This is a genomic window from Candidatus Binatia bacterium, from assembly GCA_029248525.1.
Lineage (GTDB): Bacteria > Desulfobacterota > Binatia > UBA12015 > UBA12015 > UBA12015.
In genome coordinates, this window is sequence record JAQWJE010000039.1 from 1 (window position 1) to 26,117 (window position 26,117).

Annotated in this window: 27 protein-coding genes and 1 tRNA gene; 10 read left to right on the forward strand and 18 right to left on the reverse strand. The window is 61.5% G+C overall.

The features are described 5' to 3' along the window. Positions 1-10: 10 nt before the first annotated feature. The 3 genes from P8K07_08080 to P8K07_08090 all read right to left on the reverse strand — a co-directional run bounded on the left by P8K07_08080 (position 11) and on the right by P8K07_08090 (position 1,281). Positions 11-652, reverse strand: coding sequence for a hypothetical protein (locus P8K07_08080; protein MDG1958483.1), 642 nt, complete (start codon positions 650-652; stop codon positions 11-13). A 280-nt stretch (positions 653-932) separates the two neighbouring features. Then, on the reverse strand, positions 933-1,088 hold the full coding sequence (locus tag P8K07_08085) for a hypothetical protein (protein ID MDG1958484.1): 156 nt from the start codon (positions 1,086-1,088) through the stop codon (positions 933-935). A 110-nt stretch (positions 1,089-1,198) separates the two neighbouring features. Then, positions 1,199-1,281, reverse strand: a tRNA-Leu gene (locus P8K07_08090). A gap of 195 nt (positions 1,282-1,476) precedes the next feature. Between P8K07_08090 and P8K07_08095 the strand changes: the two genes are divergently transcribed. Beyond that, positions 1,477-2,187: a 5'/3'-nucleotidase SurE gene (locus P8K07_08095; GenBank protein MDG1958485.1), complete on the forward strand. Its 711-nt coding sequence runs from the start codon at positions 1,477-1,479 to the stop codon at positions 2,185-2,187. A 4-nt stretch (positions 2,188-2,191) separates the two neighbouring features. On the opposite strand, the gene P8K07_08100 is transcribed toward P8K07_08095, so the two are convergent. Both P8K07_08100 and P8K07_08105 read right to left on the reverse strand, forming a co-directional pair. Continuing rightward, the gene (locus P8K07_08100) at positions 2,192-2,782 is read right to left on the reverse strand and encodes a hypothetical protein (protein ID MDG1958486.1); all 591 of its coding nucleotides are present in this window, start codon (positions 2,780-2,782) and stop codon (positions 2,192-2,194) included. 27 nt (positions 2,783-2,809) lie between these two features. Next, the gene (locus P8K07_08105) at positions 2,810-3,736 is read right to left on the reverse strand and encodes an alpha/beta hydrolase (GenBank protein ID MDG1958487.1); all 927 of its coding nucleotides are present in this window, start codon (positions 3,734-3,736) and stop codon (positions 2,810-2,812) included. A 37-nt stretch (positions 3,737-3,773) separates the two neighbouring features. Between P8K07_08105 and P8K07_08110 the strand changes: the two genes are divergently transcribed. Beyond that, a complete protein-coding gene (locus P8K07_08110) occupies positions 3,774-4,841 on the forward strand; it encodes a cytochrome c peroxidase (protein MDG1958488.1) in 1,068 nt (355 codons plus the stop codon). A 37-nt stretch (positions 4,842-4,878) separates the two neighbouring features. Continuing rightward, complete coding sequence (locus tag P8K07_08115) at positions 4,879-6,459, forward strand: AMP-binding protein (protein ID MDG1958489.1); 1,581 nt, start codon at positions 4,879-4,881, stop codon at positions 6,457-6,459. 51 nt (positions 6,460-6,510) lie between these two features. Here the strand turns inward: P8K07_08115 and P8K07_08120 are convergent, their stop codons facing one another. From P8K07_08120 to P8K07_08160, 9 genes are all read right to left on the reverse strand, one after another. Beyond that, positions 6,511-8,184 (reverse strand): cation acetate symporter, encoded by a 1,674-nt coding sequence (locus tag P8K07_08120; protein MDG1958490.1) that lies wholly within the window; start codon positions 8,182-8,184, stop codon positions 6,511-6,513. Next, complete coding sequence (locus P8K07_08125; GenBank protein ID MDG1958491.1) at positions 8,184-8,453, reverse strand: DUF4212 domain-containing protein; 270 nt, start codon at positions 8,451-8,453, stop codon at positions 8,184-8,186. Before P8K07_08125 ends, P8K07_08120 begins: the two co-directional genes overlap by 1 nt. 72 nt (positions 8,454-8,525) lie before the next feature. Continuing rightward, positions 8,526-9,365, reverse strand: a complete 840-nt coding sequence (locus tag P8K07_08130) for a fumarylacetoacetate hydrolase family protein (protein MDG1958492.1) — start codon at positions 9,363-9,365, stop codon at positions 8,526-8,528. Next, on the reverse strand, positions 9,362-10,291 hold the full coding sequence (locus P8K07_08135) for an alpha/beta hydrolase (GenBank protein MDG1958493.1): 930 nt from the start codon (positions 10,289-10,291) through the stop codon (positions 9,362-9,364). Before P8K07_08135 ends, P8K07_08130 begins: the two co-directional genes overlap by 4 nt. A gap of 22 nt (positions 10,292-10,313) precedes the next feature. Beyond that, positions 10,314-10,958 carry a GNAT family N-acetyltransferase gene (locus tag P8K07_08140; protein ID MDG1958494.1) on the reverse strand — a complete coding sequence of 215 codons (645 nt, stop codon included), beginning with the start codon at positions 10,956-10,958 and terminating at the stop codon, positions 10,314-10,316. Between the two features lie 143 nt (positions 10,959-11,101). After that, positions 11,102-13,129, reverse strand: a complete 2,028-nt coding sequence (locus tag P8K07_08145; GenBank protein MDG1958495.1) for a DUF4215 domain-containing protein — start codon at positions 13,127-13,129, stop codon at positions 11,102-11,104. Continuing rightward, complete coding sequence (locus tag P8K07_08150; GenBank protein ID MDG1958496.1) at positions 13,122-13,463, reverse strand: hypothetical protein; 342 nt, start codon at positions 13,461-13,463, stop codon at positions 13,122-13,124. Before P8K07_08150 ends, P8K07_08145 begins: the two co-directional genes overlap by 8 nt. A 256-nt stretch (positions 13,464-13,719) precedes the next feature. After that, a complete protein-coding gene (locus P8K07_08155; GenBank protein ID MDG1958497.1) occupies positions 13,720-14,859 on the reverse strand; it encodes an acyl-CoA dehydrogenase in 1,140 nt (379 codons plus the stop codon). A gap of 13 nt (positions 14,860-14,872) precedes the next feature. Then, entirely contained in the window at positions 14,873-16,090 is a 1,218-nt protein-coding gene (locus P8K07_08160; GenBank protein ID MDG1958498.1) for an acyl-CoA dehydrogenase family protein, read from the reverse strand. Positions 16,091-16,224: 134 nt separating this feature from the next. Here P8K07_08160 and P8K07_08165 point away from each other — a divergent pair, with 134 nt between their 5' ends. Then, positions 16,225-17,340, forward strand: coding sequence for an alpha/beta hydrolase (locus tag P8K07_08165; GenBank protein MDG1958499.1), 1,116 nt, complete (start codon positions 16,225-16,227; stop codon positions 17,338-17,340). Between the two features lie 51 nt (positions 17,341-17,391). Here P8K07_08165 and secG read toward each other — a convergent pair whose 3' ends face one another. Genes secG through gap form a run of 4 tightly spaced genes read right to left on the reverse strand, consistent with a single transcriptional unit; the run spans position 17,392 to position 20,812 of the window. Further along, on the reverse strand, positions 17,392-17,832 hold the full coding sequence (gene secG / locus P8K07_08170) for a preprotein translocase subunit SecG (protein MDG1958500.1): 441 nt from the start codon (positions 17,830-17,832) through the stop codon (positions 17,392-17,394). Positions 17,833-17,843: 11 nt separating this feature from the next. Next, positions 17,844-18,596 carry a triose-phosphate isomerase gene (tpiA, locus tag P8K07_08175; protein MDG1958501.1) on the reverse strand — a complete coding sequence of 251 codons (753 nt, stop codon included), beginning with the start codon at positions 18,594-18,596 and terminating at the stop codon, positions 17,844-17,846. A 14-nt stretch (positions 18,597-18,610) separates the two neighbouring features. Continuing rightward, positions 18,611-19,795, reverse strand: a complete 1,185-nt coding sequence (locus P8K07_08180) for a phosphoglycerate kinase (GenBank protein ID MDG1958502.1) — start codon at positions 19,793-19,795, stop codon at positions 18,611-18,613. A gap of 15 nt (positions 19,796-19,810) precedes the next feature. Then, positions 19,811-20,812 (reverse strand): type I glyceraldehyde-3-phosphate dehydrogenase, encoded by a 1,002-nt coding sequence (gene gap / locus P8K07_08185; protein MDG1958503.1) that lies wholly within the window; start codon positions 20,810-20,812, stop codon positions 19,811-19,813. A gap of 222 nt (positions 20,813-21,034) precedes the next feature. On the opposite strand from gap, the gene tolQ reads away from it, so the two are divergent. The 6 genes from tolQ to ybgF are packed head-to-tail and all read left to right on the forward strand — an operon-like array spanning position 21,035 to position 26,112. After that, on the forward strand, positions 21,035-21,703 hold the full coding sequence (gene tolQ / locus P8K07_08190; GenBank protein ID MDG1958504.1) for a protein TolQ: 669 nt from the start codon (positions 21,035-21,037) through the stop codon (positions 21,701-21,703). Continuing rightward, positions 21,703-22,152 (forward strand): protein TolR, encoded by a 450-nt coding sequence (tolR, locus tag P8K07_08195; GenBank protein MDG1958505.1) that lies wholly within the window; start codon positions 21,703-21,705, stop codon positions 22,150-22,152. The genes tolQ and tolR overlap by 1 nt, the downstream gene beginning before the upstream one ends. A 6-nt stretch (positions 22,153-22,158) precedes the next feature. After that, positions 22,159-23,259, forward strand: a complete 1,101-nt coding sequence (locus tag P8K07_08200) for a cell envelope integrity protein TolA (GenBank protein MDG1958506.1) — start codon at positions 22,159-22,161, stop codon at positions 23,257-23,259. Then, the gene (tolB, locus tag P8K07_08205; GenBank protein ID MDG1958507.1) at positions 23,259-24,614 is read left to right on the forward strand and encodes a Tol-Pal system beta propeller repeat protein TolB; all 1,356 of its coding nucleotides are present in this window, start codon (positions 23,259-23,261) and stop codon (positions 24,612-24,614) included. Before P8K07_08200 ends, tolB begins: the two co-directional genes overlap by 1 nt. Beyond that, positions 24,611-25,204 carry a peptidoglycan-associated lipoprotein Pal gene (gene pal / locus P8K07_08210; protein ID MDG1958508.1) on the forward strand — a complete coding sequence of 198 codons (594 nt, stop codon included), beginning with the start codon at positions 24,611-24,613 and terminating at the stop codon, positions 25,202-25,204. Before tolB ends, pal begins: the two co-directional genes overlap by 4 nt. Beyond that, complete coding sequence (ybgF, locus tag P8K07_08215) at positions 25,204-26,112, forward strand: tol-pal system protein YbgF (GenBank protein ID MDG1958509.1); 909 nt, start codon at positions 25,204-25,206, stop codon at positions 26,110-26,112. Before pal ends, ybgF begins: the two co-directional genes overlap by 1 nt. Positions 26,113-26,117 lie beyond the last annotated feature (5 nt).

Here is a 26,117-nt window from a genome sequence, read left to right on the forward strand (position 1 = left end):
CGGGGTGCGCTCAATCAGCACAAAGAGCGTCGCCTATCGCAATAATGGGACTGGACGAAAATTGTGGGAAGTAAATCTCGAAATTAGTATAGGGATATTCCCATTGGCTTGGGTCGCAGCCAGTCAAAGCTGCTGTGTCGCCAGCGTAAACATTGGTGTAATAATTATCGTTGGGGTACTTAGTTGCCAAATAACTACAAATCGAACCATTCGTACAGTTGTAGCCCGGCGTACACGCGTCGTTGTTCCACGTCCCGCCCGCAGCTTCGCAAACCGCTGGGTTGTCCGAGGTGATATCGGCGGCCGCTTCGGCCAGGCCCGCGGTGACGAGAGCCGCTTGCGCGCGGGCCGCCTTGCTCGCGGCATCCAGCCCACATCCGGGGAAATCATCGCCGGGGAACTTCGAATCGATCTTGTTATAAGCCTTGGTGCGGCGACTGTCACAGTCATTGATGGTCGTCGCCTGGCCACCCGTCTGTTGCCCAAAGCGGAGGTCCCTTGCGGAGACCCCTGCGACGCACATGGAGTATTTGCGGTCAGCCTTGACGACTTGCGCTTTGCAACGGTCTTCTTCGGTCGGCGCGGCATCAGCCGGGACCGCGGTGAACGAGAAAGCCAGCGCGATGGCTAGCGTGAGGATTGTGGTTTTCATGGGATCTGCTCCGTTCGTGGCTTGTGGATCGTGGACTACAAGCAGTAGCCTTGAATGACCGTGACCGTCAACACAAAATGCTTAAAGCCACCGCACCCGCAAAATTGGCCTCGGTTGTCGTTTGCGGGTAGATCCGGCCTGCCCCGATTCGGCGGCGACTAGGGTAAACCCCGCCCCGCGAACACGACTCCGCGATTCTCAACGACCGCCTGCAGGCGGGTTTGGCAGGAGGTTTGGTGCAGCGGGTGAAACATCTCGATATCCACCCAGGCCGTGCACGCTAGACCACCGCGGCAATCCATGGCGCCCCCAGCATGGACGGCCCGCGTCGCAGCCTTTCTCCGCAGGTGACCAGGACCACAAACCAGCTAGCGCGACCGGGACCCAAACGGGTACCGGTGCCGACCTGGCCCGTGGGGGTTTTGGTCAAAGCCACGACTTACCACATGGGGGTTTTGGCTTGCCGGCAGAAAAAACCGGCACCCAGACCGGTACCCCGGCAGACCAGGAGCACGAAAAGTGCAGGGGACAGCAGGAGAGGTAAAATGCGAGAGGGGGGACTTGAACCCCCACGCCCTTGCGGGCACTAGCCCCTCAAGCTAGCGCGTCTGCCATTCCGCCACTCTCGCAGGCCCAAGGGTTTTAGCAGGCATTTTCGGGCGTACAACCCGGCCCCTCGGCTCGAAGCTGTTGCCGAGAGCCCCGCGGATGGGATAGTGCTGGGGGTTGTGGTCAGTGGTTGGAAAAGACGATTTGCAGCTTCCCTGATCGGCACTCTCGTTGTGTGTTCGGCGGCGGCGTGTTCGGGCGGCTCGGACGACGCCATGAGGATTCTGGTCAGCAATGACGATGGGGTGGGGGCAGAGGGCCTCGATCTTCTGGTCGAGGCCTTGCGAGGAGAGGGATATCAGGTCGTTGTCTCGGCCCCGGAAGGAAACCGCAGCGGGGCCTCGGATTGGCGCGGACCGTCCGAATTCTGCGGCGACCTCTCGGTGGGCACGGCGACTACGCGCAGCGGGTATCCGGCAACCTCGATCGATGGTTGTCCGGCGGATGCGGTGGCCTATGGTCTCGCAGAGCTTTTTCCAGGCTGCCGACCGCATCTGGTCATTGCTGGTTTGAATAAGGGGCCGAATCTTTGCGATCAACTCGCGGCAGTTTCCGGGACTGCAGGGGCGGCGCGGACCGCCGCGCGCTTGGGAGTGCCGGGTCTGGCGGCGTCGCAGGCCTTTCCGCTTTCCCTTCTGGGCGGGCATCCGGATTTTGCTTCCGGTGTGGCCGCCGTGGTGGCGTGGGTTCAGGAGCACGAACCGGTCCTGATGCGACGCGAGATGCCGGCTTCGGCTACGAGTATGAATATCCCGTCCTGCGAGGAGGGCGAGATTCGTGGCGTTGCCCGGGACATGCCTCTGGCGACCGATTGCCCCAGGGCTCTCGACGAGCAGGACTGCCTCTCGGACATGGACAATCCGCAGACGGATATCGAGGCGTTGACCAACGGCTTTGTTTCGGTCGGTCCGATTCCGGTCGATTAGGCGATCAGGCCAGATGAGATCGCGGATTCGGCCACCGCGGAAAGCTCTCGGGCTGGTGGAAGTCAGGCTGGTTTCCGGGCACGGCGCTCCAGGCCAGATAGCGGCGATCGGCGTCCGTGCCGTGGATGGCAAAGAGGTTCAGTCGGTGGATGGGGTCAGGAACCAGGCCCGCGGGCACCACGGCGTGGCCCGACCAACGTCCGCCATGGATCTCCGAGCGGTACTGGAGGCAGTTGTCGCGGGACAGGACGTTGCGCGGTCCGTTCAGCAAGAGAGCCAGGTAATGGCCATGGGGTCCGAACTCGAGCTCGAGATATTGATTGTCGGAACCGACAAGAAAGATCTCGCATACCTCGTAGTCCCATAGGCCGTCGCAGACGCCGGCGCGACCTGCGGGGGCGGGGTCTCCGAAGAAGGGGGCATCGATCCGCACCACCAACGGCGCGGACGACCTCTGTGCCGAGTCTTCGGCCGCGCGGGTGGGCGGGGCCAGTTCGGACCTGCGAGCCGGGCCGCCCGACACTGTGATGTGGAGGGCTTGGCTGTCCGGGCCGGTCGTGCCGTTCCAGTCGTCCTTGATGATGAAGTCGGGCATGGGCGGGCAGATAGATCGGCGAGGGGCTCAACCCGCGAGAATCTGCTCGATAAAACGGGCCGCATCCTCAGGCGCTTCGAGGACGATGAAGTGGCCGACATCGGGCAGTAGATGCACTTGGCCCGTGCGGCAACGAGCGACCACGCGTTGGGCCTCGCGCAGGTCGCGCGCATAGGAGGCGTCCTGATCTTCGGGGCGTCCTCTTCTCTTGCTGGCAAACCCGAGGTGAACCTCGGCGTCCACGTGCCGAGATTCGAGGTGGTCGGCGAGAGCGACCCGGTGGGCGTACACCTCGGCCTCATGTTGGCGATTACATTTGAGACGCCAGCGCCCGTCTGAATCGGGCGCACTGCCATGGGTCGCAAAGGCGCTTTTGGCCTCATCGTTCAGGCCGTCTCGTGCGAGTTGTGCGCGCAGCACTTTTTCCAGTCCGGCTTCGACCTCTTTTTCGGAAGCGAAGCCCTCGCTCTCCTTCTCGCCCAGGCGCCGGGTTCCTTTCGCGAGGCGCTCGGCGCCGACGGTGGCGCCCTCGGCATCGGCCAGCACCGGGTCCAGCAGGATCATGCGGCCGGTCGCCAGTGGGCGCTCGGCCAGCTCCATCAGGGCACAATCTCCGGCAAAGGAGTGGGTGACGCACGCGTCAGGGGCCCGACCGTATTGCTCGGTTGCCGATAGCACGGCGCGTCGAAAGTCGGCGCCAAATGCCTCCCATGCGTAGGCCTCGGGGAGCTCGGGGGCTTCGGTGTCGCCGTGGCCGCGTTGGTCAAAGGCGACCGGGGCGACCACGGGCAGGCGATCGACGACCGGCTGCCAGACGCCAGCACAGAGGCTCGCGGCATGGGCAAAAAGTACGAGCTTGCCGTCGCCTTCCCAGGTGATGAAATTTTGCTGGATACCGCCGTCGCCTCGGAGGTCTCGGGTGCCCGAATTTGATCGGTCGATTGAGCGTTGCATGGTTTTATTCTTAGCTGGTTGGGTTTATGATGCGAGCATGTCGACTTCGAAATCGTTAATGGTCGCCGGGGGTGCAGTCCTCGCTTTCTGCGCATTCGGTAGCAATTTGGCGCAGGGGGCGGAGCCGCAAAAAGTGACATCCGGGGATGTCGTGTTGGTCCTTCCTTTGGGATTGCAGGCGGACTCCGCCTATATCCCCGAGGATAATCCGCTCTCCAAAGCAAAGATCAAGCTGGGCAAAATGCTCTATTTTGACGGCCGTCTTTCTGCGGATGGAAACGTGCCCTGTTCGGGATGTCATAATCCCTATCACGGGTTCGCGGACCCGGAACCAACGTCGCCGGGAGTGGGCTTTGCCCGAGGCGGGCGCAATAGCCCGACAGTATTGAATCGCCTCTTCTCTGCAGAGCAATTCTGGGACGGGCGTGCCGAGGATCTTGAAGCGCAGGCCATCGGTCCGATTACCAACCCAATCGAAATGGGGATGCCGTCGCACGACGTGGCGGTAACGAAAATTGCTGCGATCCCCGGCTACGGCCCATTGTTCACGGCAGCCTATGGCGACTCCGGTGTGAATATCGATCGCATTGCGAAGGCAATTGCGACCTATGAGCGAACGGTGCTCACGGGGGACAGCCCCTACGATCGCTACCAAGCTGGCGACAAGGCGGCGCTCAGCGCCCAGCAGGTCCGCGGTATGGAACTCTTTGCCGGCAAGGCTGATTGCCAGACCTGTCATGTGTCGTTCAACTTCACCGACGAGAACTATCATAATCTGGGAGTTGGCTGGGATGCCGCTTCGAAGACTATGGCGGACAAGGGCCGCAATGATGTGACCAAGGCGGATGTGGATATTGGTGCCTTCAAGACGCCGACTTTGCGTGACGTGGCGTTGACGGCACCTTATATGCACGATGGTTCGGAGGCCACGTTGGCGGACGTCATCGAGTTCTACGACAAGGGCGGCAATGCCAATCCTCACCTGTCCACCAAGATCAAGAAGCTCAACCTGACCGCCCAGGAGCGCAAGGACCTGGAGTCCTTCATGTTGGCGCTGACGGGTACGGTCCCCGAGCCCGCACCGCCCGCTCAGTTGCCGCAGTAGCTGGAATCGCCGGGTTCTTTTTGCCAGAGTTTCGCAGATGAGCGCACCCGAGTTGTATGATCCCGCCTTGATGCCGCATCTGATTATCAGCGGCCTCGAACGATATGATGATCGCCCGTGCATGCATTTGGGCGATACAACCGCGACCTATGCCGAAGTGCGTGCTCGCGCCAGCCAATACCAGCAGGCTTTGGCTTCGCGGGGGCTCGGGGTCGGGTCGCGCGTCGCGGTGATCTCGGCCAACCGGCCCGAGGTGCTCTATAATATTATCGCGATGCAGGTGACGGGTTGCTGCGGCACCGCGCTGCATCCGATGGGGTCTGTGGAAGACCATGCCTTCGTGCTCGAGGACGCCGAAGTCGAGACTCTCGTCTACGATCCCGACGTTTTCGGCGATCGCGCCGCCGAACTGGCGGCGCGTGTACCGGGGCTGAAAAACCTGCTGGCCTTCGGGCCCTCGGATGCTGGCGATGATTACTCCGCGCTGGCTGATACCTTTACGCCGCGGCGTCTGGTGGCACCCGACGTGTCAGCTGACGACGTGGGGTCGATCGCGTTTACCGGCGGGACCACCGGCAAGCCCAAGGGCGTATTGGCGACCTATCGTTCGTCGGCGGCCATGACCATGGCACAGATGGCGGAATGGGAGTGGCCGGAAGAAAGCCGCGTGCTGATTCCTACGCCGCTCTCGCATGCCGGTGCCGCTCTGTTTGTGCCGACCCTGCAGCGTGGTGGGGCGCTTTATGTGATGCAGGGATTCACCCCGGATCTGTTTTTCGACACCATCGAGGAACACAAGATCACCTCCACCTTTTTGGTGCCGGTGATGATCTATTATTTACTGGATTCCCCGCGAGCGGCCACAGCGGACATGTCGAGTATGGAGACGATCTTCTACGGTGCCTCCCCGATGAGCCCCACGCGCCTGGCCGAAGGCATCGAGAAATGGGGACCGGTCTTCTACCAGATCTATGGACAAGCCGAAGCGCCGATGGTGGTGAGCCACCTGAAGCGTGCCGACCATGATCTGTCCAAGCCCGAACGTCTGGCCTCGTGCGGCAGGCCTTCTCCCTGGGTGCAGGTCGCTCTGCTTGATGATCAGAACCAGCGCGTGGCCGAAGGGGAACCGGGTGAGATCTGCGTGCGCGGACCGCTGGTCATGAAGGGCTATCACAATCGCCCCGAGGCAACGGCCGAGGCCTTCGATGGCGGCTGGCTGCACACAGGCGACGTCGGCCGATTCGACGAAGAGGGATTCCTCTATATCGTTGACCGCAAAAAGGACATGATCGTGACCGGCGGCTTTAATGTCTTCCCCAAGGAAGTTGAAGATGTGATCTCGTCGCATCCGTCAGTTGCTCAGGTGGCGGTGATCGGTGTGCCGGACGAACGCTGGGGTGAATCGGTCAAGGCGGTTGTGGTCTTGCGCCCGGAGGTGGAGGGCTCGGACAGTCTGGCCACTGAATTGATGGAGGCCGTCAAGGCAGCCAAGGGTAGCGTACAGACGCCGAAGTCCGTGGACTTCAGCGAGGCGATTCCGCTGTCGGCGGTCGGCAAGCCGGACAAGAAGGAACTGCGAAAGCTTTATTGGGGCGATACCGGGCGTGGCGTGAACTAGTCGCCTCCGAGGAGGCGACATTTTGGTTTCGTCTGCGTTGCTGCCTTCGTTTCAGGGCTGTCGGATGCGCTCGACAAGAGCGATGGAGCTCGCTGGCGGAGGCGCGGTAAAGGCAGTCACAAGGTAGGCGATGGCAAAATTGATCACCATGCCGAGTGCGCCGATTCCTTCGGGCGAAATGCCCCAGAGCCAATGCTCACTGGTGTTGGCCTCCGGTACGATGAATTTGAAGTAGATGATGTAGCCTGCGGTAAACGTCAGCCCGGCGACCATGCCGGCGATCGCCCCCGCCTGGTTCATGCGCTTGGAGAAAATGCCCATCGTGACAGCCGGGAAGATCGAGGCGGCCGCCAGTCCGAAAGCAAAGGCTACGACTTGGGCCACAAATCCTGGTGGGTGGATCCCGAACCAGCCGGCGATCAGGACCGCCACGCCCGAGGCCACGCGCGCCCAGCGCAGCTCGGTCTTCTCGTCCATGTCCGGCGTGAGACTTTTTTTCATCAAATCGTGCGCCACGGAACTCGAGATCACCAGCAGTAACCCGGCTGCGGTGGACAAAGCTGCCGCAAGCGCGCCGGCGGCCACCAGGCCCACCACCCAGGCCGGCAAGTTGGCAATTTCGGGGTTGGCCAGCACCATGATGTCGGGGTCAATAGTCAGCTCGTTTTTCTTGTCACTGGCAGGCCCGGCGTAAGTCACGATCCCGTCGCCGTCATGGTCCTCGAATTTGACCAGGCCGATCTTTTCCCAATTATGCACCCATGCCGGCAGCTCGGTGTAGGCGCGACCGGGGATGGTTTCCAAAAGGTTCGTGCGTGCAAACGCCGCGACCGCTGGCGCAGTTGTATAGAGGATAGCGATGAACAACAGCGCCCAGCCTGCAGACGAGCGCGCGGCAGCGACCTTGGGCACGGTATAGAACCGCACGATCACGTGCGGCAGTCCGGCCGTCCCGATCATCAGAGCCGCGGTGATGCAAAAGACGTCGAAGGTTGTTTTCGTTCCCTGCGTGAAGGCGACAAATCCGAGTTCGGTACTGAGACTGTCGAGGCGATCGAGCAGGGCAACCCCCGAGCCGTCCGAGAGCGTCGAGCCGAACCCGATCTGCGGGACCAGGTTCCCGGTCATCAGCATCGAGATAAAGATTGCGGGCACCAGATACGAGAAGATCAGCACGCAATATTGGGCGACTTGGGTGTAGGTGATGCCCTTCATGCCGCCCAGCACGGCATAGAAAAACACAATCGCCATCCCGACGACCACGCCGGTTTCGATCTCGACATCCAGAAAGCGCGAGAAAACGATGCCGACACCACGCATCTGGCCCGCGACATAAGTAAACGAGATAAAGATGGCACATGCCACGGCCACAATGCGCGCCGCCTTGGACGCGTAGCGATCCCCGATGAAGTCCGGCACGGTGAATTGGTCGAATTTACGCAGGTAAGGCGCCACCAGCAGGGCCAGCAATACATAGCCACCCGTCCAGCCCATCAAATAGACCGATCCATCATAGCCCATAAACGAGATCAGCCCGGCCATCGAGATAAACGACGCCGCCGACATCCAGTCGGCCGCGGTCGCCATGCCGTTCATCACCGGCGGCACATCCCCCGAGGCGACAAAGAAGTCAGCGGTCGAGCGAGCGCGTGCCCAGAGAGCCACGCCGATATACAGCGCGAACGAGAGTCCGACGAGCAGATAGGTCCAGCCCTGAATGCCCATCAGGCCACGTCCTTGTCGGCCGGCGCGAATTCTCGGTCCAGGCGGTTCATCAGACCGACGTACACGAAGATCAGGAGGACAAAGACGATAATCGAGCCTTGCTGGGCAAACCAGAAGCCCAGCTTGAAGCCGCCGAGCTGAATCGCGTCGAGTGGTTCGCGCAGGAGGATTCCGAACCCGAACGAGACCAGAAACCAGACGGCGAGCAGGCCACCCAGATATTGAAGGTTACGCCGCCAATAGGCCGCATTGCGATCGCTCTGGGAAATCTCTGCCACCGCGGGAGTCTACTGCGATCCGCGCCGGAAGGAAAGCGGGCGATCGCAGGGTTTGCTGGCGGGCTACCGCGCCACGCAGCGATTGGTCATGGTGCCGATGCCTTCGATCTCGGTGGTGATCACGTCGCCTGGCTTGAGGAACTCGCCGCTGGCGACACCCACGCCCGACGGCGTGCCGGTAAAGATCAGGTCGCCGGGTTCCAGCGAGCAGATTCCCGAGAGGTATTCCACCAGAGCCGGGATATCGAAGATCAGGTCGCTGGTGCGGCTATCCTGTTTGCGCGTGCCGTTGATGTCGCAGGTGATCTTGAGATCAGCCGGATTGCTGAATTGATCCAGCGAAACGACCGCCGGCCCGATCGGGCCAAAGGTGTCAAAGGATTTACCCAGATCGAAATGCGGTGGCTTGGCATGGAATTGCGTCACGCGCTCGGAGATATCCTGCCCGCAGGTCAGGCCTGCGATATGGTCCCAGGCGTCCGCGGCGGCGATATCGCGCGCGTGGCTGCCCATAACGACCACCAACTCGGCCTCCCAGTCGGTCGTCGGGCCGAAGACGATCACATCATTCATCGGTCCGGTGATGCAGTTGGGGAACTTGGCAAAAGTCGGCGGATGGTCGCCGATCTCCATGCCGGATTCCTCGGCGTGGGCGCGGTAATTCAGGCCGATGCCGAAGATCTTCGACGGACGGGTAACGCACGGGCCAAGATCTCCGGGCACGAGTGGTCCGTCGGGAGAGGCTGGCAGGCCGGCAGCAATCGCATGCAGTTCGCCGTGACGCGCGAGCGCCGCCATGGGGTCGGACGACCACTTTCCGTCGGTATGGCGCTCGAGGTCGAAGATCCCGCCGTCGTGGACCAGTACCGCTCTTCCTTCTTTATTGGCCAGATTGAAACTCATGGTGCGATTCTCTTTTCTGCTTCTGCTTCCGGGACCGGTTGGCCTGACAGCCAGGCCTCCAGCATGCGGTTGACGACTTCGGGTGCTTCCTGCTGCACCCAATGGGATACCTGCGGGAGGTAGCGCAGTGTAAAGTCCCGTACAAGTTTCTCGGTGCCATAGGTGGTCTCGATGCCGAGCGCGGTATCCTCTTCGCCCCAGATCATCAGAGTGGGCGTCTCCAGCACGGGTGGATTCTGAAAGACCTCGCGCCACTCCGGCGGCGTCTTGCGGGCTCCCCGGTACCAATTGACCATGCCCGTCAGGGCACCGGGTAGCAGGGCGTTTCGGCGATAGACGTCGGTTACCTCGGTGGGAAAGCGGCTTTTGTCGATGGCCATTTCCGTGAACGCACGTCCGATCGGTTCCGCATCGCGCAGGGAGAGCAGTTTCTCCGGCAATCCTGGGATTTGAAAGAAGATGGTGTACCACGAGCGCATGAACTGTTTGCGGGTGCGCAGCGATCGACCGAAGATGGTGGGGTGAGGCAGGTTCATGATGACCAGTCGGTCGATGGGGCGTGGGGGATTGAGGGCGAAGGCCCAGGCAACGGCGCCGCCCCAATCGTGGCCGACAAGCAGGATCTCTTCGCAGCCCGAGGCCGCCATCAATTTCTCCACGTCGCTCACGAGGTGATCAATTGTATAGTTCTTGACGCCTTTAGGCCGAGTCGTGTGCCCGTAGCCACGTTGGTTGGGTGCCCAGACGCGGTAGCCTTGATCGGCCAGCAGCGGCATCTGATACCGCCAGGAGAACTTGGACTCCGGGAATCCGTGCAGGAGGAGTGCGAGTTTTTTGCTCTCGGGGTCGCCTGCCATATCGACCTCGAAAGTGATCGGATCGGTTTCGACCGGCACATCTTTTTCAGTCGGCCACTTCTCACTCATTGAAATATCCTTTCGAAAGTCGTCAGATTGTCTGGCGGAGGCGCCGAAATCCGGGTGTGCCGAGGAGGTCGTCCAGCTGGGGTGAGGTCTTTTCATCGACGACCGTAAAGCCCGCTGATTCGTATGCTCGCTGGGCCGCATCGTTGCCGATCATGATGCTGATCTGCGCCGCCTTGTAATCCAGACCACGCCCGCGTTCCAGCATCTCCTGCAGCAACCCGGCTACGAGACCACGACCTCGGTATTCGGGAAGGGTCGCGACCCACTCCACGACCCAATGATCTTCCGGGGTGGGTGTCATGCATTCCAGAAGAGGGGCAATGCGCGGCTCCATGCCCGCAAAAAAGTCCTCTTCCCAACCCCGCTGCTTTGCCGCATCGCCGTAGGCCAGCAAAAGTTCTTCGTCGCCGGTTTTTGCGGGTTCATAGCCGGAAAGTGCCGCCGCGGGCTGACCATCTACCTCGGCGATCAGGAATCTGGACCAATGGTGAAAGGAGAGGGCCGGGGCGACCACCAGTGCCTCGATATCGTCCAGAAGTTCGGAGCCGGTCGCGGTGAATGCGAGGTCAAAAAAACCTCTTTCGCAGTGTCCTCGTCCCGCAGCCAATTGCACCCAGGCAATGAAGGCGGCGTCCGAGGCCTGCGCCCCTCTTGTCGAAATCTGCATCCCTTAACCTGCCATGCGAACAGGGATTCACAAGTCTCTCTGCCCCCGAAAGTTTGTGCACTGCAGAGAGAAGGCGCTAACCCTCTGGCAGCGCATTCCCCGGAAGTCTCGGAAGATCGGCAGGGAATTCGATCAACCGGCGTTCAGTCGTTGGTGCAACTGGAATTTGCCGAGGCATCGTCCGCGAGGTCGCAATCCATCCCCAATTCGAGCCCCCCATTCAGCATGCGGCAGCTTCGACAGGCCGCCAACCTCTGCACGCAGGACGCGAAATCCTCCTCATTGCTGGCGTTCCGACAATCGCCGGCGACAGCGTCGCGCCAGTCGGCGCCCTTGTCAGCGCACTTTTTGCCATTGAGCAGCGCATGTTTTTCGACGGCCTTGAAAATCTTGTCGGCACCGTAACCCCAGCACGACTCAAGGGTCGTAGCCGAGACGATTCGATCGCTGGCGAGCTTCGCGCGCAGGCCCTTCTTGGCACAGGTGGCGAAGTTTTTGATATACGTATCCACGATCTTGTCGCTGGCCTTGAGGATCGTTGCCTGACAGAGGGCGAGGCCTTTGTTTTCTGGCTGCGTGGCATCGACGATCGTTGCCGCCAAGTCGGTTGCAGAGGCCAGACTTTCGTGAAGAAACTCTATGCCTTCGGGTGTTACCGCGTCGATCAGTCCGTCGCCGGATTTGTAGCCGAACTCCGGTTCAACGAGGCAGCGACCCTTGTCCGGATCCGACTGCGATTGCACTAGTTTGACCTTCAACTTCAGGATCTTGTTTTTGCGATCCGCGGATAGACATTCCTCAGCGGACATCGGCGCCAATTTAGCCTTGCCATCCGTCTTGATGCAGAGGCGGTTTTCATTGCCCTGAGTTTTGGCAGCTTTGCCCAAATAGGAAAGTTGTAGTGCGAGGCATTTCTGCTGGTCGGCGTCCTGAGACTCCTCGGTTTGGCACCTTCGCGAACAACCATCCCGGTCCTGCTGGTTGTTGTCATCACACTCTTCGTTCGAGTCGACGATGCCGTCGCCGCAACCGGAAATAATTTGGCATTGCACGTCCTGGTCGACGACGCCTTGTTCGCCCTCGGGGCACGCGGTGACACAGGTGCCGCCAGAATCGAGAATATAGCCTGACGAACAACCGGAGCAGGTATTACCTGTGCAATAGTCGCAGTTCGGCGCCGCGCATTCTCCGACAATGGTCCATCCAAGATCGGCCAAAAGCTCTGCAGCGGCTCCGAGGTTTTGGTCGGGGCCCGTGTAGTAGGGCTCCATCAACTGATTTGGACTGGCAGCCGTGTCGAAGTGCGAGACACTCGAACCGCCTTGCAAGGTCGCGGGAGCAAACATTTGCACCAGGCCGCCGGATACTCCAGCGGAGAAGGTGCCCGCGGCGGAAGTGACCGCGGAACCCGTCCAGAGGAGGTCGCCAGTATCGGTCGCAGAAGCCTGCCGTTCGGCATTGGTCATCACGCTCCAGCTTGTGCCGGTGCTCCCGTCCTCCAGAAGCCGCATGTAGGCGTCGTCGTAGCCATTGAACTTCGCGCCTGTGCTGGCGTTGGCCAGCGAGAGAAACCCGAGCCCGTGCAGGATTTCGTGGCTGACGATTGTGATAAAATCAATCTGTCCCGAGCCGGGGTTTCCGTCGAGGCCGTAGTACCAGCCGTTTCCGTTTTGCGTGTTGGCCGTCGGGCAGCTGACGCCGTAGTCTGCGTTGAACCGTGCGTTGATCTCATGTTCCCCGGGGGAAAGATCGTAGCCAAAAATGTGGTTGGCTTGTGCAGCCGTGTAGTAGACATCGCCCTCGAGGCGGTAGGCCGCCTTAGGACCGGCAGAGCCGAGAACGGCGCCGTTCCCGTCGCAGTAGAGAGGGTCGAACTCGGCACTGACTACGACATCGACTGTGAGTTGGAGCCGGCTCGCAACGACCTGAGCTCCTTGATTAAAGGCGGCCAGCCTCTGAGCGCCGAGGGTCGTTGCCGTATTTCCTCCCACGGGCGCAGCGGCGGTGGAGTCATTGAGGCCCTCGCCGGGCGCATCGTCGTTCTGGATGATTATATTTTGTGCTGCGGTCGCGCCAGGCGCGAGCAGGATCAGCAGGACCGTGGCAATGCCGATGAGTCCGCTCCGGCCGGCCGCTGCGCCGGGGGGAATTCCGAGACGAGAGCTAATCACAACCCACCTCGACGTCTCCACGGACGGATTTCTCGGTCAGCAGGGGATAGAGATCCCGGGGAACTTCCACCACGCCTCGAATGGCCTTGTTGGGGTGAGAGCGCTCAACCAGCCGCGTGGCAGACGGCTTTCGCTTGCTCCCGACCGATGGTCCCTGAGAGGTTTTCTCTGCCGGTTGGGGCGCTCTGAACTCTCCCGAAACGGGATCAGTAAATACGCGGAGCCCGCCTGCGTGTCCAGCCAACGATTCCTCGGTCGCTTGCGCTGTCGCCGGAGGGATCCTGGGGTCAGCCGCGATCGCTGATGAGCCTGGAATGAGAAAAAGGAGCATCACAGGCAGGGTTTTAGCTGGCGGCGCGTAAGCGAAAAGTTTTCGGAGCATGATCATATCGACGGGACTTCGTTGCGGGGTGGGGGGCGCAGTGAGTTGCTCACCGAAATGAGTTTAACCCAGATTTCGGCTCTGTCCAGTGGCCTGAAGCGATTGGAGGGTTCTTTGCCATCTTCGTAATCGAGAGCTTGAACCGCAGAGTTGCTGCAGGTGTAGGATCCTTCGAGACTGCTCCGAGAGCGCGGGGCTCTCACGGGAATCAGTACCCCTGAAGGCTGGCAAACCGATCCCGGTGATAGTCGCCGTTGCCAAGTGTTTGCTCGGTTACCTGCGCGCGTTTGAGGAAGAATCCAATATCCGCCTCATCGGTCATCCCGATTCCCCCGTGCATTTGAAGCATCTCGCGACTGAGCAGGTTGGCGGCATCCGAGCACCTCGCCTTGGCGACCGATACGAGAGTCGGCACGTCATTCCCGTTTTCGTCGATGGCTCGCAGGACCTCGAGCGAGACGGAACGTGCCAGTTCCAATTCGGCAAACATATGAGCGGCTCGGTGCTTCAGGCCCTGAAAGGAGCCGATTTTCACTCCGAATTGTTCACGGGTCTTCAAATACGAAACGGTCGTATCGAAACTGTAGGACATCGCCCCCAGCATTTCGGCACAAAGGCATGCCGTGCCCGTCTCGATCACGAGGTCCAGGATATCGGCCCCGTGGCCCACCTCGCCCAGGACTCGGGACGCCGGCACCGAAACCTCGGCAAGCTCCACAATGGCGGCGTTGCGGGTGTCGATCATCGTCGTCCGCTGGATCTTGAGCCCCGGAGCCGCTCGGTCCACGAGGAGGAGGGTAAGACCATCCCGATCGCCGCTCGCCCCCGATGAGCGCGCAACGACCACGATATGATCGGCTGTATGTCCGTCGAGCACGAATGCCTTGCGCCCGCTGACCGTATAACCATCTTCCGCTTTGGTGGCGGTTGTCTCGATCGAGTATGGAGAGAATCGTGGGCCCTCGTCCATGGCGAGAGCCAGGAGCTTGTCTCCCAAGGCGACGGCCGGGAGAATTTCGGATTTGATTTCGCTCGACCCACCCAGCCGAATACAGCCCGCGCCGAGCACGGCCGTGGACAGCATCGGGGTAGCGGCAAGGGTGCGACCACATTCCTCGAAAAGAATCCCCAGTTCCGCGGCACCGAGACCGCTACCGCCGTAGGCTTCTTCCTCGGCAAGGCCAACCCAGCCCAGCTGTGCCATTTCCTTCCAGAGCTCTCTCGAGAATCCGAGATCGTCGTTGCTGTCCCGGAGCTTGCGCAACTGGGTGAGCGGGGCGTTTGCCGCGATGAATTCCTGCGCTGTTTTTTGCAGGATTTGCTGTTCTTCTGTCAAAACCAAAGCCACTATTTACTCCTGCTCAATCGGGGAGGCCGAGCACGCGCTTGGCGATCACATTCATCTGCACCTCGGAGGTGCCGCCCTCGATCGAATTGCCTTTCGAGCGAAGCCATTGGCGGGTGCTTTGCAGCTCGGGCTGGGTGAAGCCGTCGCCGTCCCAACCCAGCGCCTGAGAGCCACGGAAGTCCATCTTCAGCTCTTCGCGGCGTTTGTTCAGCTCGGTGGCGTACCATTTGAACATGGACGAGGCGTTGCCCGGTCCCTTTGCTTGCCGGGATTCCTGACTGGTCCGTCGGGCGGTCAGGCCCAAACAGATATTGTCCATCTCCGCCTGTGTTGCTCGTGCCCTGATAAAGGGGTCGGCCAGCTTGCCATTTTCCTCGCCGATATAAGGTAGCGCGAGGTCGGCGAGACTGCGGATCGGGTGCGCGGGTTCCTCGCGCTGGGGGCGTTGCTTGTCTCGCCCGCCACCGCCACCAGTGCCGGAGATCATGCTGCGCTCATGTTGGAGGAGTCGCTTGGCGATGGTCCAGCCGTCGCCCGGCTTGCCGACGAGATTGTCCGCCCGGGCGCGGACGCTGTCGAAGAAAACCTCGCAGAATTCTGAGCGACCGCTGATCAGTTCGATCGGCGCGATCGTGACGCCATCACTTTTCAGATCGAAAAGGATAAAGCTGATGCCTTCGTGTTTGGGGGCTTCGGGATCAGTTCGAACGAGGCAGAACATCCAGTCGGCTTGATCGGCGTTGGTGGTCCAGATCTTTTGGCCGTTGATGACAAATTCGTCGCCATCGCGGATGGCGCGTGTCTGCAGGCTTGCCAGGTCCGAGCCGGAGCCCGGCTCGCTATAGCCCTGCGCCCAGACGACGTTTCCGGCGGTAATATCGGGAAGGAAGCGTTTCTTCTGTTCGTCGCTCGCGTATTCGAGAAGCACAGGCCCGAGCATATGAGTGCCAAAGCTCATCACAGGATTGGAGGTCCCGATACGTCCCATTTCCTGCTGAAGGATTTTGGTGTGGTCGGCGTCGAGTCCGCCTCCGCCAAAGGCCACCGGCCAGGTAGGGCAGGTCCAACCTTTTTCGGACATGCGGACACGCCAGACGTCGGCGGCCTCATCGAATTCGGGGGATCCCCAGGCGGGACCCTCGACACCCTTCTGCGGCAGACGCATTCCAGGAGGGCAGTTTTCGTCGAGCCAGCCTCGCACTTCCTGTCGGAATTCTTCGAAAGGTTCCATCTTCTCAACTCCTGATTGCTGTTGGGCGAGATCGCCGAGATCTCCTGAAAGATCCGGACTCGGATCTTGTGGCATCGCCAGTGTAAAAATACCACCTCAGTTGCGGTGCGTCGAGCAAACCGTCATCTCTCAAAATGATGATGATTTTCGTTTCCTTGATCGTTGGCGTGGTGATTTTCTGGCTGCTGGCTCGGTTCAAATTGGCGGGGCAGGATCTTGGCGTTTTTGACGAGCCCCGTCCGGCGACTTTCGGCGGAAGGGTCGCGGCAAGTCCCGAACATGCAGCCGTTGTGGAACGGATCCTCAAGCTCGGCGCAGGCGCACGAGGGCGCGTCGGTCAGTCAGAGCGTATCCGTCGCATGCGCGATGCTCTGGAGCAGGCTTTTGGCCAGACCGAGGTCGATGCCGAAATCTGTCCGATGAGCGCAGGCGGAGTTCCGGCCGAATGGGTGTTGTCCTCCGGCGCGGATCCGAACCGTCGGATGCTCTACCTTCACGGTGGCGCCTTCATGGCCGGGAGTCCGAAAAGCCACCGCCCGTTGACGGCGCGCCTGTCGGCCGAGAACGGTGCGGCTGTATTGTCGGTCGATTATCGCTTGATGCCCGAAAACCGGCGGCTGGATTGTCTCGCGGATTGCGCCGCCGCCTACCGCTGGATTCTCGAAAATGGTCCAGGGGGTAAAGCGCCGCTCGACACACTTTTTGTGGGTGGTGATTCGGCCGGCGGGAATCTCGCTCTCGCGGTGATCGCCTGGGCGCGCGATGAAGGCCTCCGTCCGGCAGACGCAGCGGTGGCCTTTTCGCCGCTCACCGACTCTACCTACAGCGCACCAAGCCTGCGCTCGAATCTCGCAACGGATCCAATGTTGGCCGAGACCTTCCGACAGGTGCAGAGGTTGCCCCGTTCTCTCCTGCTTTGGGGAAGCTTTCTCCTCATGCGAGTGCGTCCACAGGACCCTCGCGTATCTCCGGTGTTTGGCTCGCTCGCCGGCCTGCCGCCCGTGCTGGTGCAGGCGAGCACCGCAGAAGTTTTACTTGACGACGGTCGGCGTTGGGTGAACAAGGCGAGCGCGGAAGGAACAGACGCAACCCTGCAATGCTGGCCGGGACTCGTCCACGTCTTTCAGGCATTTGTGCCGGATCTGCCAGAGGCGAACGAGGCGATTGCCGAGGTCCGGAAGTTCTTTGATCTCCACGCGCCCCGATCGGCTGACGGGCGGGGAGGGAGCAAAGTTTCCGAAGGAGCTTGAATCCCGAAATCTCCTGAGCCCTCCGCGGCCGCAGGCCGGGGGATCCTTCTCCTAGTTGGCTGCCTCTGCCTCCAGCGGCGCGTCTTCGGCTCTCTGCGCGGCAGGGCTTCCTGCTTCCGCGATCGGCTTGGCGACGGCTGCGGGCGCGGACCCGGGCGCTACTTGATCGGCGGGTTCCGCCGGAGCTACTTCCAGAGGCAGCGGGTCGATCGGCTGGGCCAGCGGCGGTGCTTCGACCGGCGCACTGTCTGTCACCGATACCGTGAGGCTTCGGGTCGATAGCCAGGTCAGGCCCAATGACGTCACCATGAAGAGGATCGCGGTGCCAGTGGTCAGTCGGGTCAGAAGGTTGCCGGCGCCCGAGGAGCCGAAAACCGTTTGACTCGAACCGCCGCCAAAAGCGGCTCCTGCATCAGCACCTTTCCCGGTCTGCAGCAGCACCACGCCGATCAGGAAAAAGCACGATAGAATGTGCACGATTGTGATTGCCATATCCATAAATCTTACCCCTCAAAAGAGATGATACGGGAAAACGAATCAATTTGCAGGCTGGCGCCCCCAACCAATGCGCCGTCGATATCAGGCTCGGCCATCAAGCCGTCGACATTGTCCGGTTTCACGCTGCCGCCGTAGAGAATTCTCATGCGGGCGGCGTCCAGATCCATCCCCGCCAGCGCGGCTCGCAGTTCCGCGTGGACCTCTTGGGCCTGCTCTCGGGTGGCGACCCGGCCTGTGCCGATCGCCCAGATCGGCTCGTAGGCAACGGTGACCCGCTCCGGTTCGGGAATCGAGACTCCATCGAGCGCGGCTCGCGCCTGACCGGAGACGACGCTCAGGGTCTCTCCGGCATCACGTTGCGCGAGAGTCTCGCCGACACAGAGGATGACATCGAGGCCGTGAGCGAGAGCACTTTTGACTTTTTCATGAATCAGGGAATCGCTTTCGCCGAACAACTCGCGCCGTTCTGAATGTCCCAGGATGACCGAGGTCACGCCGATCTCCAGGAGCATATGCGGAGAGATCTCTCCGGTGAAGGCGCCTTTGGCTTCGTGATGCATGTTCTGGGCTGCGACCTGAATCCGGCTGTCGCGCGTTTGCGCGCAGACAGCGGCCAGCGCGGTATAGGGTGGGGCTACGATTACGGAGCGATCGGCATGGCTGTCTGCGGCCTGGCGAAGTCCCCCCACGAGCTCATCGGCCTCGGCGAGAGTGCCGTGCATTTTCCAGTTTCCTGCGAGAATCGGAGTTCTTGCCATTTCTTCCTCCTCGATCAATCGAGAGCAGCTACGCCCGGTAGTGTTTTTCCTTCGAGAAATTCCAGCGAGGCGCCGCCACCGGTCGAGACGTGCGAGACCTGATCGGCAACTCCGGCACGGCCCAGCGCGGCAACGGAATCTCCGCCTCCGACGACGGTCATGGCTTCGGCCGCGTCGGCCATCGCCTCTGCGACCGCGATCGTCCCGCCGGCAAACTCATCAATCTCGAAGATGCCCATCGGACCATTCCAGAGGATGGTCTTCGCACCCGCAATCTCGGCTGCATAGGCTGTCCGGGTCTCGGGTCCGATGTCCACGCCCAGCCATTCAGCGGGTATCTCGAGGCCACAGATCTCTGTGGATGCGCCCGCGGACGGGGCATCCGCGATAATATGGTCGGTCGGCAGGAGCAGTCGGACTCCCTTGTCGGTTGCCGCCGCCAACGTTGCCGTGGCAAGCTCGAGTTTGTCTTCCTCCACCAGGGAATTGCCCGTAGTGAAGCCCTGCGCGCGGAGGAAGGTGTAGGCCATCGCGCCGCCGATCAGAATGGCATCGGCGCGCTCCATCAGATTCTGGATGACAGTGATTTTATCCGAGACCTTCGCGCCTCCGATGATGGCGACAAAAGGGTTCTCTGCGCTGCCGAGAAGCGTCCCGAGGCTGGAAAGTTCCTTGGCCAAAAGAAGTCCGGCGGCACGCTCTCGCGCCCGGGCGGGGACGCCTGCTGTCGAAGCATGGGCCCTGTGTGCGGCGCCGAAAGCATCGTTCACATAGACGTCGGCCAAAGCGGCGAGGGCCTGAGCGAAATCAGGGTCGTTCGCTTCTTCTCCCGCATGGAAGCGCAGGTTCTCGAGAACCAGGATCTCGCCGTTCTTCATGGAAGCCACGCGTTGTTCGACCTCCTGGCCGATACAGTCGCCCACGAAATCGACCGGTAGTTCCAATAATTCGCCGAGGCGATGGGCGGCAGGTTGGAGGCTGAGGGATGCTTCGGGTCTCCCTTTGGGACGGCCCATATGCGAGGTGAGAATGACTTTGGCTCCAGCGGCCACGGCATGTCTCACGGTTTCCAGTCCGGCCCGGATTCGAGAGTCGTCGGTAATGCGTGAAACGTCCCCGCTCTTGTCGAGGGGGACGTTATAATCCACACGGATCAGCACCTGGCGACCCGCCAGGTCCAATTGATCGATCGTTTTCATGAAGAGTGCGCCGCCTTAGAGACGTGCGCCGATATATTTCATCACATCGACCATGCGGTTCGAGAAGCCCCACTCGTTGTCGTACCACGAAAGAACCTTCACGAAGTTATTATCCATCACCTTGGTCAAAGGGGCATCGAAAACGGACGAGTAACTCGTGTGGTTGATGTCGATCGACACGATGGGCTCGTCCGAGTAGGCGAGAACGCCAGCCATCGGGCCGTCGGCCGCAGCCTTGATCGCGGCGTTGATGTCCTCTGCGGTTGCCGACTTCTCGAATTCGCAAGTGAGGTCGACCACGGAGGTATTCGGCGTCGGAACCCGGACAGCCATTCCATCGAGCTTGCCCTTGAGTTCCGGCAAGACCAGAGCCACCGCCCGGGCGGCGCCCGTTGTGGTCGGGATCATCGAGAGGGCCGCGGCACGCGCGCGACGCAAGTCGCTGTGCGGCAGGTCGAGGATTTGCTGATCGTTGGTGTAGGAATGCACGGTGGTCATCAGGCCGCGCTTGATGCCGAAGTTATCGTTCAGGACCTTGGCGAACGGAGCCAGGCAGTTGGTCGTACAAGAGGCGTTGGAGATGACATGGTGGGCCGCTGGATCGTAGTCGGTGTGGTTCACACCGTAGACGACCGTGAGATCCACGCCGCCTGCGGGGGCGGAGATAATCACTTTCTTGGCACCGGCAGCGATATGAGCGGATGCCTTTTCCTTGCTGGCAAAGAATCCGGTGGATTCGACGGCGATATCGATTCCCAGATCGCCCCAGGGCAACTTGGCGGGATCTCTTTCCGACAGGACCTTGATTTTGCGGTCACCGACGATCAGCGTATCGCCATCGTGAGAAACACCTTCCAGTCGACCGTGGATGGAGTCGTATTTGAGCAGGTAGGCAAGCGTTGCCGCGTCTGTGAGGTCATTGACCGCAACGACCTCGACTTCGGGTTGTTCCAGGGAGGCGCGGAATACATTACGCCCGATTCGTCCAAATCCATTGATGCCGACACGAGTTGCCATTTTCTCTCCTTCTGACGCATGCGGGACGGGTTCCTGGCCCGGTGCCCCGCGTTGGGAAAATTCCCGCAAATCCTAGACATCGGAGCGCCCGCGCACAACCCGAAGATATTTTGGGGCCCGGGAGGAGTTGACGCGGGCGGTCCCAACAGGATTATTGAGCAGGTGGGGCGGGGGGTATTCCCGCCATGGTCGTGAAGAACGAGGCAAGGGGGCTGTGGGGTGATCGAGCATCTGTTTGCGGGGACTGGGCCCGTGGTGATGGGGGTTCTCTGGATCCTGCTGGGCTGTTCGGCCGGAAGTTGGGGCATTACGGCCTTCAAACTGGGCCAATTGCGCCGGGCGCGGCGCCAGTCCATTCGTTTCGTGAAAATCTTTTGGGAATCCAAGAGCTTGGGCCAGATCCAGACAGCCAGTCTCGATTACGAGCAGAGCCCCGTCGCCCAGGTTTTTCGCGCCGGCTATCAGGAATTGATGCGCCTCACGCGGGGAAAACGTCGCGAAGAAGGCGACTCGGAGATCGAGCTGGCGGGTTCCGCAAATGTCGAGCGAGCGATGCGCCGGGCGACCAATCTGGAACTGACCCGGCTCGAGAAGAACCTCACATTCCTGGCAACGACGGCCTCGACAGCCCCTTTTATCGGTCTTTTTGGCACCGTATGGGGAATCATGAATGCGTTTCAAAGCCTCTCGACCGAGCAAGTCTCGACGATTCAGGCAGTCGCTCCGGGGATCTCGGAGGCGCTTGTGGCCACAGCGGTGGGGCTCGCGGCGGCGATCCCGTCGGTGGTCGCGTATAACCATTTCATGCGTGAGGTGAATGTACTGCACGCTGATATGGACAATTTCTCTTCCGAGTTCCTGAATATTGCGGAACGCCACTTCCTCAACTGATGGCTTTTGATCGAGGCAGTGGCGGCTCGATGTCGCAGATCAACGTGACGCCGCTGGTGGATGTCATGTTGGTGCTGCTGGTGATCTTCATGGTGACTGCTCCGATTTTGCAGCAGGGAGTTCCGGTCGACCTCCCGCAGGTCGACGTCGGCGTTCTGACAGGAGACGAGGATCAGATTATCGTATCGATCGTTCGCGCTGGCGAGATCTTCGTCGATGAGGATCTGGTGGATCCGGAATCGTTGGGTGCGGCGTTGCAGGCCCGAGCGGGTCAGGAGGCGGCGAGCGCGCCGATTTTTGTCCGTGCCGATCGGCGTCTGTCCTACGGGGTCGTGATGGAGATCATGGCCCGAATCCACGACGCGGGATTTCGCAAAGTCGGTCTGGTGACAGAGGCCGGCGAGAATGCACTGGAGCTGGAGGAGCTCGGTAGCGCCGAGCGTCTCTAGACGGCGATGGGCAAACGGCCGCCGATCCTCATGGATCGCCGTCGGAGTTGGCTGCTGATTTTTGTGGTGGCTCTTTCCTTCGCTCTCCACTTGGGCGTGATCGGCTATTTTTCGCTCCCCGAGTCGACCGATGCTCCGATGGGGCCGACGGTGATTGAGGTGGCTTTGGTCGGAGGCGGCGCGGCGCCTCCGCCGCCGATCACGACCCCGGCACCGCGGCGTTCGCGATCCGCGTTGGCGAGCGAGATTTCAGCGCAGAAAAAAACGCAGGGCGACCCCGACGTGATCCTCCCGGGCAAGCCCACAGCGACTCCATCGCCCAAGCCCACTCCCAAGCCTTCTCCCAAGCCCACACCCAGGCCCACACCCAAGCCGACGCCCAAGCCTACTGCCAGGCCGACACCCCGGCCGACACTGACGGTCGCGCCGCAGAGGCCGTCGGCGACACCGGTGCCGACCGCGGCAGCGACACCCAAGGCAGGCGCCCAGCCAGCCCCGTCCGCCTCGCCGGTGGCTCCCTCCGCAGGCAGTTTCGCTGCCGGGGCAGGGGCTTCGCGCGAGGCCGCCGAGGCGGATCGCTCCGCGCGCAAGGACGCTGCAAAGAGCAAGCCCGCAGCTCCCGAGGAGCCGGAGACGGCGACAGCCGCGGAGGCGCGTCGCGCAGCGCAGATGTCGCGTTCTCTCGACAAGGCGCGAGCCCGCGCGGCCGGGACCGAGGGGGCTCGTGGGACTGGTCCGGGCACGACGCGGCCGGGTAGTGGCGCAGGCGGCAGTGGTGCAGGAGGCAGTGGCGGTGGGACCGCTTCCGCGAGACCGCCCGAATTTCTCGCCTATTACAGCTTGATGCTGGATCGTATTCGCGACGCCTGGGTTTGGGCTGGCCGTCGGCCTGATCTTTCGGTCACTGTCGGGTTCGGGGTGTCGGATAAAGGCGTTCTGTCGCAGATTCGAGTCGTAAAACCCTCATCGGATGCAGGGTATGATGCGTCGGTCTTGCGGGCTCTGCGAGCCGTCCGGATGCTCCCACCCCCACCGATAGCGTTTCGCCGTGACTTCGGGGACGTGGAACTGGTATTCCGTCCAGCAGACCTTGGGAGGACGCGGTGATGAGGTGGGGCATGCATAATTGGAGAAAAATCGGTCAATGCTGGATATTGGCGAGCTGGGTGGTCCTTGTGTTGCCGGCGTTTTTGCCATCGCTGGCCGGCGCTCAGGTCCGCGGGACCATTGCGGGGCCGGGCCATGCGACCTTTCCGATCGCCATCGTGGCGCCGCAGGGCGGTGGACTGGATCGATTGGGGATCGAGTTTGCCGAAACCCTTGGGCGTGATCTGGACTTGTCGGGGCTTTTTCGGGTGTTGCCAAACCCGCCTACGGACCGGCAGCCGCGAGACTCCGGCGTTCAGCGTGAGCAAATCGACTTCGCTGCATGGGAGGGGCTCGGTGCGCGACTCCTGGTCAAGGGTGCGATCGGTTCGCAGAACGGCGAGCTGGTGCTCGCCGTTCGACTGTTCGATGTGCGCGAACGTCAGCAGGTGGGCGGCAAGAAATACATCGGTCGTCTGGGTGACCTGACGCAAATGGCCGACCGGTTTGCCGACCGCATTCTATTCCTCCTGACCGGGGAGCAGGGCCCCTTCGATTCGCGTATCGCCTTTATTTCAACCAGAGAGGGCGGGTTCAAGGAACTTTGGGTGGCGCGTGCCGACGGCAGCGGCGCTCGACAGATGACGCGCAATCGGACGATCAACTTGTCTCCGGGTTGGGCACCGGATGCCGAGAGGTTGCTGCTGACTTCCTACCGCGACGGGCGCCCCCGGCTCTATGAGCTCTCCACGCAGACCTTGCAGCTCCGTCAGGTTCTGGGGGGTCCGGGACTGGTCGTGGGTGGGCGCTATTCCCCCGACGGTCAACAGATCGCGGTGGCGCGAGAGGAACAAAGAGGAAACTCCGAGATCCTTCTACTGAGCCCGCGGGGCGATGGTTTACGCTTGTTGACGGACGATCGCGGGATCGACGTCAGTCCGACCTGGTCGCCGGATGGAAAGCAGGTTGCCTTCTGTTCCTCTCGCGACGGAACACCGCAGATTTACGTAGCGACCCTGGCCTCAGGAGAGGTCAGGCGAGTGACCTTCGGGGGGACGTATAATACTTCGCCGAGTTGGTCGCCTGCGGGCGGACAGATCGCTTTCACGGGCCGGGTAAACGGCCAGTTCCAGATCTTCGTGCTCGATCTGGCTTCCGGGGCTACTCGTCAGATCACGACGGCAGCGGGGGATTCCACGGGTGCGAGCTGGTCGCCGGATGGTCGGTATATGGTTTTTGCCTCCACGCGACGGGGACGTGGTGAGATTTATCTTTCGGACGCGCAGGGGCGCGTGCAGAGGCGATTGATCGCCACCGCGGGCGATGATAGCAGTCCGGCGTGGTCTCCGAGGCTTTCGGCCGGGTCCGAAAAGTGAGAGAGCACGAGGAGGTGGTGCAGGTGGTGCATGCAGGGAGAGGCAGGGCGGGGAATCGCTCCCGAAGTCTCGTATTGCTGATGATGGTGGCTCTTTTGGCAGCCGGTTGTGCGGCCAAGAAGACCACTGGAGCGAGTTCGTTGGGTGGTGCCTCCGGAAGCACGGGAGCGCTGACCGAAAGCGAGCTCGCAGGCTCGTTGCCGGAGGGCTCGAGCCTGGCGCAGTTTCGTAGTGGCACTCTCGGTGCTGAAGCTGCCGGGCCTCTGGATGATATTTTCTTTGGCTACGACGCCTATGACCTAAGCGCCGAAGCACGCGAGCGGCTCTCGTCGAACGCCGAATGGATGCAGGCCAATCCCTCGAGCCGGGTGGAGATCGAAGGCCATTGCGATAGCCGCGGCACCATCGAGTACAACCTGGCTTTGGGTGCACGGCGGGCGACCTCGGTTCGAGACTATCTGGTCAGTCTGGGCATTCCCGCTTCGCGGATTACCACCATCAGTTACGGCAAGGAACTTCCCGCATGCCACGCTGAAACCGCATCGTGCTGGCAAAAAAACCGTCGCGCGCATTTCGTTTTGATCAACTGATGGCGGGCACGGATTTGAGTTTCTTTCGACCAATTTGTGGCGGGTTGCTGCTCGCCGCCTTTGCGCTTTCTGGTTGCGGCGCAGCTGAAGTGAGCGGTGTTCGGCGGGATCAACGAATCCTGGCTCGCCGGCTCGCGGACACCCGCGCCGACGTGGACAGTCTGCGAACGGAGATGGCCCGGATCCGGGGACAGATGCAGAGTGCCGGGTTTGCTCCGGTGCTGCCCGAGCCCCAGCGGGGCGCTGCCTCAGGGGCTACCGGGGATGCTGTCGGGGTGCGTGGCGCTGGCTCCCTCTACGCAACCCCGGGCGCAGTCGGGATGGCTGGGAGCGCTGCCTCAGGCGCGGTGGGCGCAGTCGCGGCCAACCCTGCCGGGGCTCGTTGGCCCGCGGGCGGGGCTGCTGCCGCGCCTCGACCCATGGGAGAAAATACCGGTAACGCGGGATGGGAGACCCCTCCGACACAGGTCGCTGTTGCCGGAGCGGCATCCGGGGCGGCACCCTTGGGCATTGATTTGCGTGGTGATCTGGCGCGTGGTCCCGAGGAGGCAGACTATCGCGGAGGTCTCGAAGCCTACCAGCGCGGGGACTATCCACGCTCGGTGCAGTCTTTGCGCAATTACGTCAGTCGAAACCGCGGCAGCTCGCTCGCGCCATATGCGCACTATTGGATCGGAGAGGCCTATTTTTCACAGGGCAAGTACTACGAGGCGATCTTGGCGTATAACGAGATCCCGACCAGTTGGCCGGACAACGATCGTGTCCCTGCGGCCAAACTGCGTCAGGCCGAGGCCTTCGCGGCGTCGGGCGACGTCCAGGATGCGCGAATCTACCTGAAGGAGTTGATCGAGAAGTATCCCGGGACTCCCGAGGCGGCCGAGGCACAGCAAAGATTACGCTCGCTTTGAAGGTG

Bases quoted from the DNA above. Each gene is read 5' to 3' on its own strand.
- P8K07_08080 (MDG1958483.1), bottom strand. From the start codon at position 652: ATGAAAACCACAATCCTCACGCTAGCCATCGCGCTGGCTTTCTCGTTC.
- P8K07_08095 (MDG1958485.1), top strand. From the start codon at position 1,477: ATGAGGATTCTGGTCAGCAATGACGATGGGGTGGGGGCAGAGGGCCTC.
- P8K07_08100 (MDG1958486.1), bottom strand. From the start codon at position 2,782: ATGCCCGACTTCATCATCAAGGACGACTGGAACGGCACGACCGGCCCG.
- P8K07_08105 (MDG1958487.1), bottom strand. From the start codon at position 3,736: ATGCAACGCTCAATCGACCGATCAAATTCGGGCACCCGAGACCTCCGA.
- P8K07_08110 (MDG1958488.1), top strand. From the start codon at position 3,774: ATGTCGACTTCGAAATCGTTAATGGTCGCCGGGGGTGCAGTCCTCGCT.
- P8K07_08115 (MDG1958489.1), top strand. From the start codon at position 4,879: ATGAGCGCACCCGAGTTGTATGATCCCGCCTTGATGCCGCATCTGATT.
- P8K07_08120 (MDG1958490.1), bottom strand. From the start codon at position 8,184: ATGGGCATTCAGGGCTGGACCTATCTGCTCGTCGGACTCTCGTTCGCG.
- P8K07_08130 (MDG1958492.1), bottom strand. From the start codon at position 9,365: ATGAGTTTCAATCTGGCCAATAAAGAAGGAAGAGCGGTACTGGTCCAC.
- P8K07_08135 (MDG1958493.1), bottom strand. From the start codon at position 10,291: ATGAGTGAGAAGTGGCCGACTGAAAAAGATGTGCCGGTCGAAACCGAT.
- P8K07_08140 (MDG1958494.1), bottom strand. From the start codon at position 10,958: ATGCAGATTTCGACAAGAGGGGCGCAGGCCTCGGACGCCGCCTTCATT.
- P8K07_08160 (MDG1958498.1), bottom strand. From the start codon at position 16,090: ATGGAACCTTTCGAAGAATTCCGACAGGAAGTGCGAGGCTGGCTCGAC.
- P8K07_08165 (MDG1958499.1), top strand. From the start codon at position 16,225: ATGATGATGATTTTCGTTTCCTTGATCGTTGGCGTGGTGATTTTCTGG.
- secG (MDG1958500.1), bottom strand. From the start codon at position 17,832: ATGGCAATCACAATCGTGCACATTCTATCGTGCTTTTTCCTGATCGGC.
- tpiA (MDG1958501.1), bottom strand. From the start codon at position 18,596: ATGGCAAGAACTCCGATTCTCGCAGGAAACTGGAAAATGCACGGCACT.
- P8K07_08180 (MDG1958502.1), bottom strand. From the start codon at position 19,795: ATGAAAACGATCGATCAATTGGACCTGGCGGGTCGCCAGGTGCTGATC.
- gap (MDG1958503.1), bottom strand. From the start codon at position 20,812: ATGGCAACTCGTGTCGGCATCAATGGATTTGGACGAATCGGGCGTAAT.
- tolR (MDG1958505.1), top strand. From the start codon at position 21,703: ATGGCTTTTGATCGAGGCAGTGGCGGCTCGATGTCGCAGATCAACGTG.
- P8K07_08200 (MDG1958506.1), top strand. From the start codon at position 22,159: ATGGGCAAACGGCCGCCGATCCTCATGGATCGCCGTCGGAGTTGGCTG.
- tolB (MDG1958507.1), top strand. From the start codon at position 23,259: ATGAGGTGGGGCATGCATAATTGGAGAAAAATCGGTCAATGCTGGATA.
- ybgF (MDG1958509.1), top strand. From the start codon at position 25,204: ATGGCGGGCACGGATTTGAGTTTCTTTCGACCAATTTGTGGCGGGTTG.